The organism is Mucilaginibacter calamicampi, assembly GCF_042676765.1.
GTDB classification, from domain to species: Bacteria; Bacteroidota; Bacteroidia; order Sphingobacteriales; family Sphingobacteriaceae; genus Mucilaginibacter; species Mucilaginibacter calamicampi.
Genome location: NZ_JBHTHU010000006.1, coordinates 249,140 through 266,947, shown reverse-complemented (window position 1 = coordinate 266,947; position 17,808 = coordinate 249,140). Strand labels below are relative to the sequence as shown.

15 protein-coding genes and 1 tRNA gene are annotated in these 17,808 nt (G+C 39.3%); 11 read left to right on the top strand and 5 right to left on the bottom strand.

Annotation, left to right across the window (positions count from 1 at the left end; genetic code table 11):
- Positions 1-181 precede the first annotated feature (181 nt).
- The 4 genes from ACFQZS_RS10735 to ACFQZS_RS10720 are packed head-to-tail and all read left to right on the top strand — an operon-like array spanning position 182 to position 7,590.
- Entirely contained in the window at positions 182-2,614 is a 2,433-nt protein-coding gene (locus tag ACFQZS_RS10735; protein ID WP_377100042.1) for a type I restriction-modification system subunit M, read from the top strand.
- Position 2,615: 1 nt separating this feature from the next.
- On the top strand, positions 2,616-3,839 hold the full coding sequence (locus ACFQZS_RS10730; RefSeq protein WP_377100041.1) for a restriction endonuclease subunit S: 1,224 nt from the start codon (positions 2,616-2,618) through the stop codon (positions 3,837-3,839).
- Entirely contained in the window at positions 3,836-6,892 is a 3,057-nt protein-coding gene (locus ACFQZS_RS10725) for a type I restriction endonuclease subunit R (RefSeq protein ID WP_377100039.1), read from the top strand. Before ACFQZS_RS10730 ends, ACFQZS_RS10725 begins: the two co-directional genes overlap by 4 nt.
- Entirely contained in the window at positions 6,892-7,590 is a 699-nt protein-coding gene (locus tag ACFQZS_RS10720) for a M48 family metallopeptidase (protein WP_377100037.1), read from the top strand. The genes ACFQZS_RS10725 and ACFQZS_RS10720 overlap by 1 nt, the downstream gene beginning before the upstream one ends.
- Before the next feature lie 138 nt (positions 7,591-7,728).
- On the opposite strand, the gene ACFQZS_RS10715 is transcribed toward ACFQZS_RS10720, so the two are convergent.
- A complete protein-coding gene (locus ACFQZS_RS10715; protein WP_377100035.1) occupies positions 7,729-7,956 on the bottom strand; it encodes a hypothetical protein in 228 nt (75 codons plus the stop codon).
- 2 nt (positions 7,957-7,958) lie between these two features.
- Positions 7,959-8,225, bottom strand: coding sequence for a helix-turn-helix domain-containing protein (locus ACFQZS_RS10710; protein ID WP_377100034.1), 267 nt, complete (start codon positions 8,223-8,225; stop codon positions 7,959-7,961).
- A 350-nt stretch (positions 8,226-8,575) separates the two neighbouring features.
- On the opposite strand from ACFQZS_RS10710, the gene ACFQZS_RS10705 reads away from it, so the two are divergent.
- From ACFQZS_RS10705 to ACFQZS_RS10675, 7 genes are all read left to right on the top strand, one after another.
- Positions 8,576-8,869, top strand: coding sequence for a hypothetical protein (locus ACFQZS_RS10705; protein WP_377100032.1), 294 nt, complete (start codon positions 8,576-8,578; stop codon positions 8,867-8,869).
- Positions 8,866-9,249, top strand: coding sequence for a hypothetical protein (locus ACFQZS_RS10700; protein ID WP_377100031.1), 384 nt, complete (start codon positions 8,866-8,868; stop codon positions 9,247-9,249). The genes ACFQZS_RS10705 and ACFQZS_RS10700 overlap by 4 nt, the downstream gene beginning before the upstream one ends.
- Before the next feature lies 1 nt (position 9,250).
- Positions 9,251-9,679: a protein-export chaperone SecB gene (locus tag ACFQZS_RS10695; RefSeq protein ID WP_377100029.1), complete on the top strand. Its 429-nt coding sequence runs from the start codon at positions 9,251-9,253 to the stop codon at positions 9,677-9,679.
- A 191-nt stretch (positions 9,680-9,870) separates the two neighbouring features.
- Positions 9,871-9,944, top strand: a tRNA-Met gene (locus ACFQZS_RS10690).
- Between the two features lie 305 nt (positions 9,945-10,249).
- Positions 10,250-11,749 (top strand): fibronectin type III domain-containing protein, encoded by a 1,500-nt coding sequence (locus ACFQZS_RS10685; protein WP_377100027.1) that lies wholly within the window; start codon positions 10,250-10,252, stop codon positions 11,747-11,749.
- 313 nt (positions 11,750-12,062) lie between these two features.
- Positions 12,063-13,721, top strand: coding sequence for an ATP-binding cassette domain-containing protein (locus ACFQZS_RS10680; protein ID WP_377100025.1), 1,659 nt, complete (start codon positions 12,063-12,065; stop codon positions 13,719-13,721).
- Positions 13,711-14,769: a glycosyltransferase gene (locus tag ACFQZS_RS10675; protein ID WP_377100023.1), complete on the top strand. Its 1,059-nt coding sequence runs from the start codon at positions 13,711-13,713 to the stop codon at positions 14,767-14,769. The genes ACFQZS_RS10680 and ACFQZS_RS10675 overlap by 11 nt, the downstream gene beginning before the upstream one ends.
- Here the strand turns inward: ACFQZS_RS10675 and ACFQZS_RS10670 are convergent.
- From ACFQZS_RS10670 to ACFQZS_RS10660, 3 genes are read right to left on the bottom strand one after another with little or no spacing between them, the layout of a single operon-like run.
- Positions 14,753-15,847, bottom strand: coding sequence for a glycosyltransferase family 4 protein (locus tag ACFQZS_RS10670; protein WP_377100021.1), 1,095 nt, complete (start codon positions 15,845-15,847; stop codon positions 14,753-14,755). The two genes, ACFQZS_RS10675 and ACFQZS_RS10670, sit on opposite strands and share 17 nt — an antisense overlap.
- A gap of 9 nt (positions 15,848-15,856) precedes the next feature.
- Positions 15,857-16,951: a hypothetical protein gene (locus tag ACFQZS_RS10665; protein ID WP_377100019.1), complete on the bottom strand. Its 1,095-nt coding sequence runs from the start codon at positions 16,949-16,951 to the stop codon at positions 15,857-15,859.
- On the bottom strand, positions 16,938-17,684 hold the full coding sequence (locus tag ACFQZS_RS10660; RefSeq protein WP_377100017.1) for a class I SAM-dependent methyltransferase: 747 nt from the start codon (positions 17,682-17,684) through the stop codon (positions 16,938-16,940). Before ACFQZS_RS10660 ends, ACFQZS_RS10665 begins: the two co-directional genes overlap by 14 nt.
- Between the last annotated feature and the right edge of the window lie 124 nt (positions 17,685-17,808).

Sequence of the window (17,808 nt, the reverse complement as noted above, 5' to 3'; positions counted from 1 at the left end):
AGTGATAAATCATGTTGTAATTTTATTGCTTTCCAACATAATGTCAACAAAAAACTCAGTAAGGCGTCTTATAATTAAGTTAATACAGGCTTATTTCTTAATATTTCGTACCAGCTCAAATATGTGCTATCAGAGGACGACTAATACCAACATTCCTATTACTTTTGCGTAACGACTGAAAATGGCTATAAAAAAATCCGAACTTTATTCTTCTCTTTGGGCTTCGTGCGATGAGCTTCGCGGTGGCATGGATGCTTCGCAATACAAAGACTATGTATTAACGATGTTATTCGTCAAATACATCTCGGATAAATATCGAGACAAACCATTCGGTGCAATTACGGTACCACAAGGAGCCAGCTTTGATGACATGGTGGCCTTAATTGGTACTCCAAATATCGGTGATGATATAAACAAAAAGATCCTAAATCCGATTAAAGAAGCAAACCGCTTAAGCGATTTCCCGGATTTTAACGATGAGAACAAATTGGGTAAAGGCAAAGACCTAATTGATACGGTTGGTAACCTTATTCTAATCTTTAATGATCCAAAACTTAATTTCAGCACCAATAATGCTGAAGGAGACGATATTCTTGGCGATGCCTATGAATATCTTATGCGTCACTTTGCTACTGAATCAGGCAAATCAAAAGGGCAGTTCTACACTCCTTCCGAAGTAAGCCGCGTGATTGCAAAAGTGATTGGTATCAACAGCCGCAACGCTACAACTCAAACAACGGCCTATGATCCAACATGTGGTTCCGGTTCGTTATTGCTAAAAGTAATGAATGAAGCGGGCAAAAACATTGAACTTTATGGCCAGGAAAAGGAGACCGCGACCGCTGGTTTAGCTCGAATGAACATGATACTCCATCATGCAGAGACGGCGGAAATCGTAGCTGACAACACGCTTACCAAGCCTGCTTTCAAAACCGGCGATGCTTTAAAAAAGTTTGACTACATTGTTGCTAATCCGCCGTTTTCTTTGAAAAGCTGGAGTAACGGGCTATCGACCGTCAATGATGAATTCCATCGTTTTGAATTAGGGGTGCCGCCAGAAAAAAATGGTGACTATGCCTTTTTGCTCCATATCATTGCCTCACTTAAGTCGACTGGAAAAGCCGCAGTGGTACTTCCACATGGTGTTCTATTCAGGGGTAATACTGAGGGCGATATACGTAAGCGCATTATACAAAAGGGATATATTAAAGCTATCATAGGTTTACCAGCAAATTTATTTTACGGCACCGGTATTCCAGCATGTATTCTCGTCTTGGATAAAGAACACGCGCAAAGCCGTAAAGGAATCTTTATGGTGGATGCCAGCAAAGGTTTTGTAAAAGATGGTCCGAAAAATCGTTTGAGAGAGCAAGACATCCGAAAGATAACAGATGTATTTAGTGGTCAGCTTGAATTACCTAAATATAGCCGTATTGTTCCTTTAACTGAAATTACTGGTGCAAAGAACGATTACAATCTGAATATTCCTAGATACATCGATACTCAGGAGTCGGAAGATATTCAAGATATTGCTGGACATCTGTTAGGCGGAATCCCAGATGCTGATGTAGAAGCGCTTAACAAATACTGGATGGTTTATCCTGCATTAAAGGAAGTGTTATTTAAACCGTTACGCACTGGATATTTCAGCTTGCAGTCACCAGCCGCAGACATTCGTGATATTATTTTCAATCATCCCCAGTTTATAGCATTTAACGTCAAATTGCAGAAGCGTTTTGACACTTGGCTGCATAAGGAAGCAGAACATTGGAAGTCATTAAAGAAAGGCTTTCATCCTAAAGATGCTTTGCAACAAATGAGTGATGAATTACTTAAAAATTTCGCAGATAATACGCTGATAGATGCTTATGATATGTACCAGCAATTGATGAATTACTGGGCGGAATCAATGCAGGACGATTTCTATAGTATATCGTTGGATGGTTGGGCGGCAGGAAAAGAGTATTCACGCATTATCATCAAAGGAAAAAAGGGTAAGGATGGTAAAACTGGCAAAGATAAAACCGTACAGGGATTAGAAGGTATTGAAGGTCGTATGATCTCGCCACAGTTGATGATTGCACATTTCTTTGCTCTAGAGAAAAAGGCAATAGATAAGGCACAAACAGCGGCAGATATTGCAAAGTTGCGTATGGATGAGATAGAAGGTGAACAGTGCGGCGAAGATGGCCTTTTTTCCGAGCTGGAAAAGGTAAATGCTGCTGAAGTGAAAAGATTATTGGCCACAAAAGCAAAAGATAAAAAAGCCAATGGTGAAGATTTATCAGTCCTTCACGAATATTTAGAGTTAGCGGGTATAGCAGTGAAAGCAATCAAAGAAGTTAAAGAACTTACCGAAACACTGGAAACGATAGTAATAGCGCAATACCCCAAACTCGATGAAAAAACTATTCGTCAGATAGTGGTACATGAAAAATGGGAAGCGTCTTTGCAAATTGCTCTTCATAGCTTGCAAGACCGAATTAGCCAAGCCCTTAGCCGCAGGGTAAGGGAACTGGCTGAACGTTACGACAGACCGTTGCCAGAACTAGAGCTCGCAATGGATTTTTATGAACAAAAAGTAAAACAACACTTGGCTACTATGGGTTTTTAATATGAAGGCAGATATTAAACAGACCGAAGTTGGCTGGATACCAGAAAGCTGGGACACTATTAATCTCAACAATAACTTCACGTTGAAAGCCAGAATCGGATGGCAGGGTTTAACCGTATCGGAATATCTAAAAACGGGAGATTATATCCTAGTTACTGGGACAGATTTCAAGAACGGATATATTGATTGGGATAATGTAGTTTTTGTACAGAAACAACGATACGTTCAAGATGCAAACATTCAGCTACAGTCTGGTGATATATTGGTGACTAAAGATGGCACAATTGGAAAAGTTGCATTTATATCGCAATTACCTAAGCCAGCAACTTTAAATAGTGGAGTTTTTCTTATCCGACCTACACAGAAGGATATATGCAGCAAATATATCTACTATGTATTGATGTCATTTTACTTCGATAATTTTCTTGCCAAAATTACTGCTGGATCAACAATTACCCATTTATATCAAAAAGACTTCATACACTTTAATTTACCATTTCCACCACTATTAGAACAAAAAGCCATTGCTGAAGTACTAAGCAATACAGACAAATGGATCGAAAGCTTGGAGGTTTTGTTTCAAAAAAAGCGGCGAATTAAAAAAGGGATAATTCAAGAGTTGTTGCGACCTAAAGATGGGTGGGAGGTCAAGAAATTGGGCGAATTATTTAATATAACCGCAGGGGGAGATTTAGCTAAATACCCTAGAAGCGACAATTACAGCGGCGTATTTAAATACGAGGTTTATTCAAATTCCGTCTTTAATAAAGGACTATATTGTTATTCGAGTGAATACAATTCGGACGAGAATTGTATCACTGTTACTGCTAGAGGCACTATCGGATATGCTGTAGCAAGGTTTGAAAAATTCTTAGCAATTGGACGGTTATTATGTTTGAAACCTAAAATCGATTTAGATATTAGGTTTATTTCGGAATTTATAAATAGTAAGTTATCGTTTGCTAGCGAGAGTACGGGTGTACCACAATTAACCGCTCCTCAAATTTCAACTTATGAAATAAATCTTCCGCCTTTATCTGAGCAATCACAGATTGCCACAGCTTTATCAGACATCGATGCAGAAATAGACACAATAAGCATGCAACTTTCCAAAGCCAAACAAATCAAACAAGGAATGATGCAGCGATTACTTACCGGACAAATTCGTTTATTGAAGCACTCTAAATCAGAAACAGTAAAAATCCTCAAAAGAGTTACAGCATGAACTCCATTAACCCCATAGAACGTATTACTCAGGATCGTGTCATTAAGTTGTTTCAAAATGAACTTGATTATATCTATTACGGTAATTGGGAAGAACGAGCGGGCAACAGCAACATTGAAACACAATTTTTAGAAGCCTTTCTCCGCAAGCAAGGATACAATGAACATCTAGTTAAGAAGGCAATCAGCGAGACACTTCAACTGGCACATACCAGTTCTGGAAACTTATATGATCGCAATAAAAATTTTTACAGCTTACTTCGTTATGGCGTAAAGGCTCGGCCTGAATTAGGGGAACAATTTGAAACCATCAATTTGATAGACTGGCAACATCCAAATAACAACGAATTTGGAATCGCTGAAGAAGTTTCCCTTAGAGGTAACTCTACCCGCCGCCCAGACATTGTGCTTTATATAAATGGTATTGCTATTACTACATTGGAGCTTAAACGCGGCACGGTTGATATAGCTGAAAGTATCCGCCAGAGCATCAGTAACAGCAGAGAAACATTTAATGACTGGTTTTATACTACCGTGCAAGTACTTTTCGCAGGTAATAATACACAGGGACTACGATACGGTGCTATTGAGACGCCAGAAAAATATTATCTCTCTTGGAAGGAGGACGAAGCGGATAACAGCCGCTATAAACTTGACAAGTACCTGTTAAAAGTGTGTGAGAAGTCGCGCTTACTCGATATTCTCTATAACGCTGTAATTTATGACGCAGGGGTCAAAAAACTTCCACGTCCTCATCAATACCATGCGCTAACAGCCGCAAGGGAGTTTATTCGCCGCCGCGAAGGTGGTATTATTTGGCATACACAGGGCAGTGGAAAAAGTCTTATGATGGTGATGCTTGCCAAATGGACTTTAGAGAATATATCCAATAGTCGCGTTGTTATCCTGACTGATAGGACAGAACTTGACCAACAAATTGAAGGTGTGTTCAAAGATGTTGGAGAAAAAGACATTGCGCGAACAACTTCGGGCCGGGAGCTTATTGACTTTTTAACTGGTTCTAGACCGAGGCTGATCTGTTCCCTAGTACATAAATTTGGTAACCGAAGTGAAACAGACTTTGATGATTTCATCAAAGAGCTTCGGGAAAATCCTGTCCAAACGCAAGGGGAAATATTTGTCTTTGTAGACGAATGCCACCGTACACAAAGTGGCAAGCTCAATGAAGCCATGAAGATGATATTGTCTGATGCTGTCTTTGTGGGTTTTACTGGTACGCCCCTACTCAAGCAAGACAAACAAACGACCATGGATATATTTGGACGCTATATCCACACTTATAAGTTTAATGAAGCTGTTGAAGATGGTGTAGTTAAAGACTTAATGTACGAAGGTCGGGATATAGAACAAAAGCTTTCAAACCAAAGTCGTGTCGATGAATGGTTCGAAGCGAAGACACGCGGTTTAAATGACTTTCAGAAAAATGAGCTCAAAAAGAAATGGGGCACTATGCAGCGACTGCTGAGCAGCAAAAGTCGCATGGAAAAAATCGTTCAGGATATCCTTTTTGACTTCAGCACCAAGCCCAGGTTAAGTGCAGAAACGGGTAATGCAATTTTAGTTGCCGGTAGTATTTATGAGGCCTGCAAATATTGGTCACTTTTTCAGGAAACGGAATTAAAGTCTAAGACAGGACTTATTACGTCGTACAATCCTCATACAAGCGATATCACTAAAGAAGACACGGGCGCAGATACAGATACTGAGAAAGAAGTCATATATAAAGCTTACGAAAAGCTGCTACAAAACGTCACGCCAAAGGCGAATAAGACCAAAACCGAAAGTTACGAGATAGATACGAAAGACCGTTTCCGCAAAGAACCAGCTCGAATGAAGCTATTAATAGTAGTTAGTAAGCTGCTTACTGGTTTTGACGCTCCTCCTTGCAGCTACATTTATATTGATAAGAAGATGCAAGACCATACGCTTTTTCAGGCAATTTGTCGTGTTAACAGGCTGGATACCGATGATAAGGATTTCGGATATATTGTTGATTACATGGAGCTGTTTGGCAAAGTATCTGATAGCATTAATCTCTATACGAGTGAGCTGGACAGTGAAACCTTTACTAAAGAAGAAGTAGAGATTGTCTTGAAAGACCGCCTTAAAATGGCTCGTGAAAGATTGGAAACGGCATTAGAAACCTTAGAAGCAATTTGCGACGGAGTTGAAAGTCCAGGGCACGACCTTCAGTACATCCATTATTTTTGTGGCAACACTGAAATCCCGGAAGAACTTAAAGCCAATGAGCCTAAACGAATGGCACTTTATAAATCTATCGTGGCTTATTTACGCGCCTTTACCAGCTTGAAACCGGAAATGGAGGCAGCGGGATATAATGCTGCTGCTATCCGGCGTTTTGAAAATCGATTAGATTTTTATCTGCATCTGCGCGAAATTATACGCATCGCGAGCGGGGAAACGCTTGATCTAAAAGCTTATGAAGCGGACATGCGTTTCTTGATCGATCACTATATTCAGGCTGATGATGCTGTTAAGGTTTCACCTTTTGATGACATCTCCCTGCTTGATCTTCTTGGGATAGACATTAATGCAGCGATTGAGGGATTACCTAACGGCATCAAGGGAAATAAAGAAGCTGTCGCTGAGACTATTGAAAACAATGTTCGCAGCAAATTGATCGAAAGCTACTTACTCGATCCAAAATATTTTGAGAAAATGAGTGCCCTTTTGCAGGAGCTGATTGAAGAACGCAAACGCGGTGCGATCAATTATGAAGAATATTTGCGCAAGATGGCAGTGTTAGCAAGAGATGTTAAAAATAGCAGTGCCAGTGATATTCCAAGGACGTTAAATACCAAAGGAAAAGTAGCCATATATCATATTCTTGCGGATGAGTCGCTCGCCTTGGCTTGTGATGATGCAATTAAATATAGCAAACAAGATGGTTTCCGGGAGAATACGGCTAAAAGTAATCTTCTGAAACAAGCAATCTTCGCAATTGTACAAAGTAAAGATAAGGTACAAGCAATCTATGATGTTGTAGCTGCCAATAAAGAAGATTATAGGTAATGCAGACGATCAAAATCAGCAATATTGACATTGATGTTAGTTTTAAAGACATCAAAAATGTTCATCTAAGTGTTCATCCGCCAAACGGCAAAGTGACCGTGAGCGCGCCCCTGCACATTGACCTTGACACCGTTAAGATTTATGCGGCGACAAAGCTTTCTTGGATTAAAAAAGAACGTAGTAAAATCCTTAAGCAAGATCGTCAATCACACAAAAGCTATATCACCAGAGAAAGTCATTATCTATTTGGAAAAAGATATTTGCTAGAGGTAACACCTGCCTCGAAAGCTAAGGTTGTTGCTCACCATTCTAAAATTGAACTGCAAGTACCTCAACAGTTCAATGCCGAAGACAAGCACGATTTGCTTTATAAATTCTATCGGACGGAACTCAGAAATAAACTGACCAACCTTATATCTAATTATGCTAAAAAAATGGGATTAGAACCACCTGATTTCGGCATTAGAAAAATGAAAACTAAATGGGGAAGTTGCTCAATTGAGCGTCGGCACTTATGGTTTAATATTGAGCTAGCTAAAAAACCTGAGGCATGTGTCGAATACATTATTGTTCACGAAATGGTGCATCTCTTAGAACGACACCATAATAAAAATTTCACTGCTCTTGTCGATCGTTACTATCCCAATTGGCAAGTACAGAAGAATATTCTTAATGAACTTCCTTTGTATCATGGGTAGCACCCACTCAATAAACCGAAATACTTCAAACGCTTTGTAGCTGGTTTTTATAAGTATGGTTTTATTTAATGTATTTAATGCCCCTAATATGGTGGCAATGACCGGATTGGGCCTCCGTATTATAAAGCATTGAGTTTATTAACGTTCGCGGTCATTGTTTTTCTGCTTGTTTCTAGCTTCTTCCAATTCTTTTAACAATTTTTCCCGCTCATACTGCTGCTGCCCTGCCTTCAATGCTTTTAGCTTTTCATTGGTTTCATTGCCTGACAGAATTTTCTTCATCAATTCCGGTTCATGTTTCTGTATTAAATAACCGTTATTAAAGGCTTTGATGTATTCAGGCGATGGGTCTAGTTCTTCTGACATGATTAAAAAGTATCGTATGTGAAATCTTCCAGATAATCTAAAATCGATTGTCGGTCGTACAATATATTTTTTCCATCTTGACTATAACGAATTTTGCCTTCGTCACGAAATTTCTGCAATGTGGTTTTGCTTTTAATCCGTAGCATATTCATGGCTTCAATGCCGGATATCCATTTATCTTCTACAATTGTTGATTTTTCTTTAATTCGTTCAACAACCTTTTCGATCAACGTGTAAAAGGCTGCGTCTTCGAGGCAAATTACTTCCACTTTTTTAGATTTTTTGAAGATAATAATTATTCAAATATATTACCTACTCAACAAAAATAATAAGTCCATTTTATAGACACCTTTATTTCAGCAGTTTATAGGCTTTAACAAAATACAAAAAATGACAGTATTTTTATTTAAAATGATTACAAATTATCTAACATTGTCAAACTTTTGTCAGTGACTTCAAAAAGAAAATTATATTTGACCGACTTAACTTTGACACAATCTTGCAAATGTCTCACTGGAGCGACAAATCACAGTCTAATTTTGACGCCACAAACAAATTAAATAATGAAGCGTTCTTTGCATCGAGCGTACATTGTTCTTATTACAGCTGTGTCCAGTTCATGTACCATATACTAAGTACTCATTTTGGCAAATCTAATAAAGAAATTAGTGATGAAAGCTATGATGGCGGTAAGCTTGCTGGGGGACTACACAACTGGTTATTTAACACAATCTCAAAAGAAATTGGCAATGCTCTGGAAGCTAACTCTTTCGATACCCTGATTAGTGACTTACAAGATTTGAGAGTTAAGGCAGATTATAAAAACCAACCAATAATAGACAAACAAGGAGATCAGGCACGAAATTTGGCCTATAAAACTTTAAGTTTATTAAAAAGAAATTTTAAGATATGACATCTATAGAATTCGTTATCAATAAAATTGAACAATTAGTATTAGAATTTCCATTTGTTCAATGTACCTATCAATTTGATAGGTTTTCCAATCTTCATACTGTAGAGGTTCTTCCAGAGTTATATCTAAACAACCCTGATGGTTTTAGTGAAATTGAGTATTCAATTAAAAGAGAATTTATTTCTAAATTTCCTTATGAGCGCATGTCTTTTTTCACAACTGGTAACTTAGTAGAAATAGAGCAGGAAAATTTGGTTCATATAGCAAAAGGGAAGTTTTACAAAAAACCTAGGATTGAACTATTTCCTGAATATACGCTCCATATACCCAATGTTGATTCTACTATCGACAAAGATTTAGATTACTCTATTGCTGCATAAAATGGGAACGATAAAAAATTCGCCTTTTAAGTTGGATCAATTTATAGTCGAAGAATTTAGTATTTCACGTAAACCGACCAAACAAGGAAAGATTGACTTTGGTATTAATCCATCCGGCACAATTGATGATACAAATAAGGTATTCAAGCTAACTTTGAATGTTTATATAAAAGATAGTAATGAAAGCTTTGATATAAAAATCACTGCGCTAGGATTCTTCGAATTTAAATTAGTTCGTTCTGTTGAATCTCTTTCAAATTATTTTTACACAAATGCTCCAGCGATTATATTCCCCTATATACGGGCATATATATCTTCTATTACCGCTTTATCAGGATTAAAAGCTATCAATTTGCCTGTCATGAACTTGTCTTCACTTAAAGAAGATCTTAAGGCGAATACTTCAGTTGAAGTCATATCTGCGCCTTAATCGCTTGCAGCGATTATAGTTAGAACAAAAATCAAAAATATTATAATTTAACGGTGGTGTTTCTTACCTTTGCGCTCCACGCACCGAGAGGCGCGCAACCGTTAACAAAACCGTTAACAGGTTTGAGAGCTGAAAAAAGTTTATTATGAGTTAAATTATAATATAGTGATTATCAGCGGGAATATTAATCCGGCGGGGTAGCTCAGATGGTTAGAGCGTAGGATTCATAACCCTAAGGTCGGCAGTTCGATCCTGCTCCCCGCTACTGGTTCAATTAAAAAGCCTCAAGTCGTAAGTCTTGAGGCTTTTTTGTTTACACCAGCCGAAAAGAACATAGCCGATTTGCCTGAACCACCTGGGGGCACCCCATACTTTTGTCCTCGCAGATTGCAAATTTGCTGATGTTGTAGTCTAAGATTATAAATCCGGACTAAAGGAGAAATCTTCTATTTTAGTTTTTGAGGACTTAAAATAAAATCAGGTACGTTTCCCTGATCTTAAGTTGAAGATAGTTAAATTTCTTATGATTTTAATTATATTTAATACCACATCTTATATACAGTCACCTTTATGAATAAATTAGCATATACTGTTCTATTTACCTTATGTGTTTTTTTGTGTTGCTGTTCAAAAAAAGAACAGATTGATCCGCAGAAACAACCGATTATTAATCCGTCGGTACCGGTAGTACAAACCAACAAACCGCCAGGAGAATTTACTGCTACGGTTTTAAATGTATCCGACAGTTCAGCAACTGTCAGCTGGTCTAAATCGATTGATCCTAATAAAGACTCCGTTAGCTATGCAATATATCTTGATGGGAAATTATTAATTGCGGAGACAAAATCACTGAGTTATACATTGAACAAGCTTAAGGACCTTACAACTTACAATGGTGAAATAAGAGCAATAGATACTAAGGGCAATGAATACATAAGGCCTTTTTCTTTCACTACACTCAAATATTATAGATACCCTAAGTTGCTGGATTATCCGGATGGGTGTGCGGTTGCCAACCATCCTGGTCTTGTATCTACTATGATTAAAACCCGAAATGGCAAATATATTGTTACAGGTTCGTCAAGCTTTAATTGTAATAGTTATAGGCTTTTTGCATTGATGCTCGACGAACAAGGGAATGAGATATGGAAAAAATCCTATGATTACAATATTGGTGATTCACAAGATTTTAAAATTATTGAATCATCTAATGGATTTATAATTGCGAGCCGCTACCATGTTCTAAAGCTTGACTACAACGGAAATGAAATATGGTATAAGAAAATTGCGAGTTACGACATTAATGATGCTTCGTCTGAGATTAAATCGGTCGCTGAGGACTCTAAGGGTAATATATATCTTGTTGGAGGAAGAGGCACATTTCCTGTTGGGACAGGTGTAATACAAGAAGCCGTGCTAACAAAACTTGATCAGTCTGGGAACATCTTATTCGAGAAACTTTTCAAGCCTTACGAGAGAAATTTTTTCTTCGATATAAATATTGATCGATCTGACCAGTTAGTGATTATTGGCACCAAAGAAACTTCCGGAAAGTCCGATTATTGGTTTTTGAGGTTAGAAAATAACGGCCAGATAATTACCGAAAAAACATTTGGAACTACAAAATATGATTTTGCCAGAAAGATAATCCGAACCAAAGATGGAAACTATATTGTTGTAGGCTTTAACGATGTTGCTGACGGTCGGATAACAAAGCTCAGTCCAACTGGTGCCGAAATATGGAATAAATCAGTTCCAGGAGGTAATTTAGTTGGGGTTGACGAAACGGAAGATGGCGGAATTATTGCTACAGGTTACATTTTGGTGCCTGGTGGTTCTATTCAAACTACTGCATTAGGCTTATATAAATTTGACAGTAGTACAAATCTTACATGGCAGAAATCATACCAAGGCGATTATCCCTTTGTTTTCGGCAGGGCGGCCTTCGCTGAGAAAGACGGGGGATTTATAGTTGCGGGTTATGCTGCCCGGCTTTACTATTACGGAGGAGTAACCGACCGCCAAAAAATCTTAATCCTTAAAACTGATTCTTCAGGTATGGTTCAATAGATCGCCCGAATTATGGTAGCATTTAAACAGGCAAATATGAAGTTGTGTGAATAAGAAGAACACGCTATTAGTTAAAAGATATAATATTCAATTAATCCGCCGCATTCGAAGTAAACAGCATTATCAGTCTTAAATCCTCCAAAAAGTTCGACATTTCGTGCCTCCCCGCTACAAAAGCCTTCAACGAAACTTGGAGGCTTTTTGCTTTTTTATCGAGATAGCTTCTCATTTAACATCAGAGCAACCCAATCAATTATCAGCACGTATTGGCTATACACTTTATTTTACCATAGCTTATATCACCCACTGAATTTTGAGATCTGATATTTTACTTCTTCTAACAATACTAACCCGGCGGGAGAAGATACAAACCAGCATTCTGGTAGTGCTTGATCTGTCTATTACCTTGCTTGATATTGTTTTTCTGGCGCTGCTGCTTATAGTTATAGATTTTTACAGCAAAGGTTCTGTTCGGCACATTGTGTTACCCATTGAGTTTAGTAAGAATTCTTTGCTGCCGGTAGTATTGTTCTTTTTATTGTATAGCCTTAAAAATTGGGCAGGATATCTTATACTGCAATGGCAAAACCGTCTTTTCTACGCTGTTGCTTCACGCCTATCTCAACAAAACATGTGGCGTTATTTAAAGCAGGATCACCTTAAGTTTACGCAGGTAGATTCTTCTGCCTATGTGCGCGAAATAAGTCACCAGCCCATAGAATTCAGCAGTTATATATTAACCAATGTGCAACAGGTTATTACCCAAAGCATGTTGATAAGCTTTACTGTAATCGCTATCCTACTCTATCAACCCATGCTCTTTGCCTGGCTGTTTGCCTTACTGCTCCCGCCTGTTGTGGCCCTGGGATATTTCATTAAGCGTAAACTGAAACACATACGTACGGCAGCTAAAACAACACACCTGCGTGTTATCCAATACCTGCAGGAAGCTCTTAATAGTTTTATTGAAAGTAATATTTATAATAAGAACGCCTTTTTTGCAGACAGGTACCTCGGCTATCAGCAAAAGTTAAATAGTAATATCTCTACACAGCAAACCTTGCAGGCGCTATCATCCAGAACAATTGAAGTATTTGCCATTTTAGGTTTTATGATACTGGTGACCGTTAATAAATGGGCAACCAATGTGCCTGCTGTTGATCTGCTTAGCCTGGGTGTTTTTATGGCTGCTGCCTATAAGATCATCCCCGGGGTTGTGAAAATATTGAACAGCCTCAGTCAGATAAAAACGTACGCTTTTATATTACCGGGCTTGCTGCCTGCACCAACTGAAAGTGATAAAACAAATGCCCCGGCTCCGCAAAACATACGGTCGGTTAAGTTTGAAAAGGTAAGTTTTAAGTATGCTCATCGTGCACTACTCCATAACCTGAACCTGGAAATTTTGCCGGGAGATTTTGCGGGCATAAGCGGAAGATCTGGTTTGGGTAAAACCACGCTGATCAATTTATTGCTTGGATTTTTACAGGAGGATGCGGGTACCATCGCCATAAACGGCCAAACCGCTACAAATGTGTCAAGGCAACGTTACTGGCCGCAAATATCTTACGTAAAGCAGCAGCCATTCTTTATAAATGATTCCGTATTAAGAAATATTGTACTTACTGATGGAGACTTTGATGCTGTTAAACTATCAGTAGTTAATGCGGCCTGCGGCGTGGATACTATGTTGGCGCAATACCCGGAAGGGTTAAATAAGTTAATTACCGAAGACGGCAAAAACATTAGCGGCGGGCAACGGCAGCGCATAATGTTTGCACGCGCGCTATATAACCATTTTGACCTGCTGATTTTAGATGAACCATTTAGTGAAATGGATGAGGCTGCCGAAACGGAGATGCTACAGATATTGAATATACAGGCACAGCAAGGCAAAATGATCATACTTATCACCCACAACAAAAGCAGCCTTTCTCACTGCAATAAAATACTAAAACTTGATGAAGTATAACCGGGCAAAAACATTGGTGATACTAACGCCCGGTTTCCCGGCTGATGAAAACGACAGCACCTGTGTGCCGCCCAGGCAGATATTTGTGCGGGCATTAAAACAATTGCACCCCGAGTTGAACATTATTGTGCTTGCTCTTCAATATCCGTTTTTTTCTAAAACCTATCAATGGCATGGGGTGCAGGTTATATCTTTTGGCGGTCTTAATAAAGGGCGCGTTCATAATCTATTTGCCACCTTTAGGGTTTGGGCTACCTTGCTCAGGCTGAACAAGACGTATTGTATAATTGGCTCGCTTAGTTTCTGGTTGGGCAAGTGTTCGTGGCTTGGCAGCAAGTTCGCTGCAAAACATCATTTTAAACACTACTCATGGATATTAGGCCAGGATGCCAAACCCGGAAATAAATACGTTGCCCGGATAAAACCCCAGGGAGCATCATTAATTGCCTTGTCTGATTTTATAAGAAGGGAGTTTACCAAAAACTATGGCATTTTGCCACGACAGCTTGTTCCTGTAGGCATAGATACAAGTCTATTTAGTCCATCCGCAGCCGAAAGGGATATTGATATTTTAGGTGCAGGCTCATTAATACCGCTGAAACAATACGATGTGTTTTTAGAAATTATCGCGCTGCTTAAGCCCGATTTTCCCAACATAAAAGCTACAATTTGCGGCGATGGTGCGCAAATGGGGCATTTAAAACATTTAATAAAGGAGTTGGGTATAACAGCTAACGTAACGCTAACCGGCAGACTATCAAACAAAGAGGTGCTGGCACATATGCAACGAGCAAAAATATTTTTACATACCGCTAATTATGAGGGATTTGGTACAGTATGCCTGGAGGCACTATACGCAGGCACCAAGGTAGTGAGTTTTGTAAAACCAATGGATGTTGCCATTAAAAACTGGCACATAGCAACAGACAAGGCACAAATGTTGCAACTACTTAAAGAAATGATGCAGGAGACTAACCTTGTGCATGAGCCGGTTTTACCTTACTCAGCAAATGATATAGCCGAAATGGTTTTTAAATTGTACTGCTGATAGTGGCTATCCTATTTGCAATGGCTTCAAAAGACAAATGAGACAGGAAAAAATCCGAGGCCGCATGCTTCATTTTTTCTAAATCGGCTTGTTGGGTTTGAGCTAAAGCTAAAAGTAGTGCCGACTCATTACCCGCCTCAAATAAAAAACCGCACCTGCCATTGTTGCTCATCATCCTGAAAGAAAAGATATCGCTTAAAACAGGCACGCAACCACATGACATAGCTTCGCATACCGTTGTGCCGCTGCCTTCGTAGTACGAGGCTGATAAAATAAAATCAGCACTGTTATACCAATATAAAAGGTCGTTGTGGGGCACTTTACCTACCAATACAATACTGGCAGACTGAGGGTGATCTTTTAACAACGCGGTGATCTGCGGCAACAGATCATTGGTCTGATAGATCATATATAACCTGGCATCGGGAGACATCACCGCAAACTTTAAAAACGATTTTACAATGGTTAGCGGGTCCTTTAAAGCAATCAATCTACCTACGTATAAAAACACTTTTCCGGTAACTCCGGTTTTGGCAATCCCAAGGTCCCTGGCAATCTTATAAAACACGGAAGATACCTCCATCACTTCATGTATCTTTTCGGGTGATGCCAGGTTGCCTCTTTTTATCCAATCAAATCCCATTTCGCGCGAAGCGAACAGGTAAGCATCAACAAATGGAACTGCAACGCGCTGAAGATATTTTTTGATGCCGGTAAACGGGCGCTCTGCATGATGTTGTACAATTATCTTTACACGTTTGCCCAAAAACAACCTCAATTGCATTACCTGTAAGGGGAAGTGGAGGCCATGTATAAATACCACATCGGGCTTTAGCTGCCTTATGGTATGGTGCAATTTAAAAGGAAACGTTAATTCCCATTTAGTAAACCGGATGAATTTATAGTTGACACTGTGCTTAACAACCTCGCCCTGGTAATTGATCTGCTCAATACTGATCACCTGATGATCTTTTGCTAATGCTGATAGTACGCCGCTGTATATTGCTATACGTTTTAACCAGTCATCGGGGTTATCAAATTGGTCGGTTTTAATGTAGCTGGCAAATACAAATTTCATCACCCAACATTATATAGTTACAGGAAACTGGCCTTCCGGATACCACGCTTTAATTTCTGCTACCAGCGCCGCTAAATTACCTTCCACATATTTACACGCTGTGTTAATATAAACCTTGCTAAATTTTTCCATATCAAGCGCTGTCAACTGGCCAAGCAACTCTTCATCAAACAGCCTGATATTACCCCTGTGCATTACCAATAAAATATCTTCGGGACGGAGGGCGTAAAACGCGTTATAGAAATTACCGCGGTCTTTATTTTTAGCAACTACTAAGCTGTGCGCGTCGTTCTGCAGTGTCCAGACTTGGGCTGTATTGCGGTTGAGAGTATTATAAAGTTCCTCATCATTAAGCAACCGGGTTTGGCGGGCTGTATTGATATGATCCCATATACTCCAGTTGCTTGTTAATGTTGAATCAGTACCGAAAAGTAAGTTGGTGTGTTCCTTTAACTCATTAACCGGAGCTGTTTTGTCTAGTAAAAAAAAGTTGGACTGCGGGCACCAGATCAACGCCCTGAATTTTTTTGCCTGTGTTGCCGACATTGCCACGCCATGTACTCCTACCACCTGTTTACGCAAAAAATTCCAGCGGATAAGCTCATCAATTTCCCTCTTAGCAACGTCATCTTTACCCTCGCCTACATGCACCAAAACCTGTTGCTTTGCTTTGAAAGGATTATTCAATTTAAGCTTCCACAGCTTGTCAAACTGCACCGAATGGATACATTGGGTTTGCAATACGGTAATTGGCGAATTGGAGATATTTAAATATGCGCCATGATTTACCACAGTGGTAACGCCACATAGCAGGTTTTTAAAAAGGCCCCATTGCGTGCGCAGCTCAAGCGGTACTTTTAAAACGGCTGCTATTTCGCTTTTATAGTTTTGATGGATGTAGTTGCCCCACTCGGTATAGTTGTTATAAAAGCGGTTGCCCAATTGGGGGAAGAGGTTAAAGTCTAAATGATCATGAGAATTAACCAGACCGGGAAAGAGTATTGCATTATCAAAATTCAACTGTAAACCATCGTAAGTCCCCGCAGTAACCTTAATAGCTACCGGTTTTTTACTTGAGCTGGTGATGACGTTATTCAATATCATACCCGCGCCGTAAATGTATGCCGTAAATTATGCGCGAATCCTTAAACTTCTCATACACCGGCAACGCGTTTTTCGCTTCATAATAATGTTTTACTGATTCATTAACCTCGCGTTCAATTTTGTTTACCACCGTTAATCCGTGCCTGCTCAGGGTATCTTCAACATTGCTTATATAGTGTACAAAGTTTTTTACTGCTATGCTGGTATTATGATGTTTGAAAGTTCGCTTACCGCCAAATGCCAATGCGTTAGGGTGAAAATCAGTAATAATTATATCTCCTTTGGTTTTTAGCACACGGCACCAGGCGTGCAGGGCCTCATCAATATCTTCTATATGAGCAACGGTAAGTGTTGATACAATTACATCATATGATCTATCCGGAATATCAGCAAACAGATTGTCTTTAATTTGATAAACATGCGCCGATGGATATTTAAGCTGAAGTTGTTTAAGCATTCCCGGCGAAACGTCAAAGCCACTTATATCTGCTGGTTTCTGCCTGAAAAGAAGGGGCCAGTGCCGGCCTGTACCGCAGCCCATATCGGCAATTTGTTTACCGGCGATATTTATTTCGCTTAACAGCTGCGAGAATATTGCCGAATCCATATCCATCATCAGGTTGCCTGGCTGTGTATCATAACTCTCTGCCCACAGATCATACGCCTCCACTGAGTCTTTTTCCTGAAGGGGGAAAATGCGCTGCTCTATTATCCTTCTTACGGCTGTTATCATAAAAGCGTTTTTGTAAATACGCCCTATAAATACCTAAGGTTGCCAACGCCATATTATTTACCATATAGGCAACCGTCGCCAATATCAATACGTAGTGTTAATACTAGAGTTCACTTCATAATTT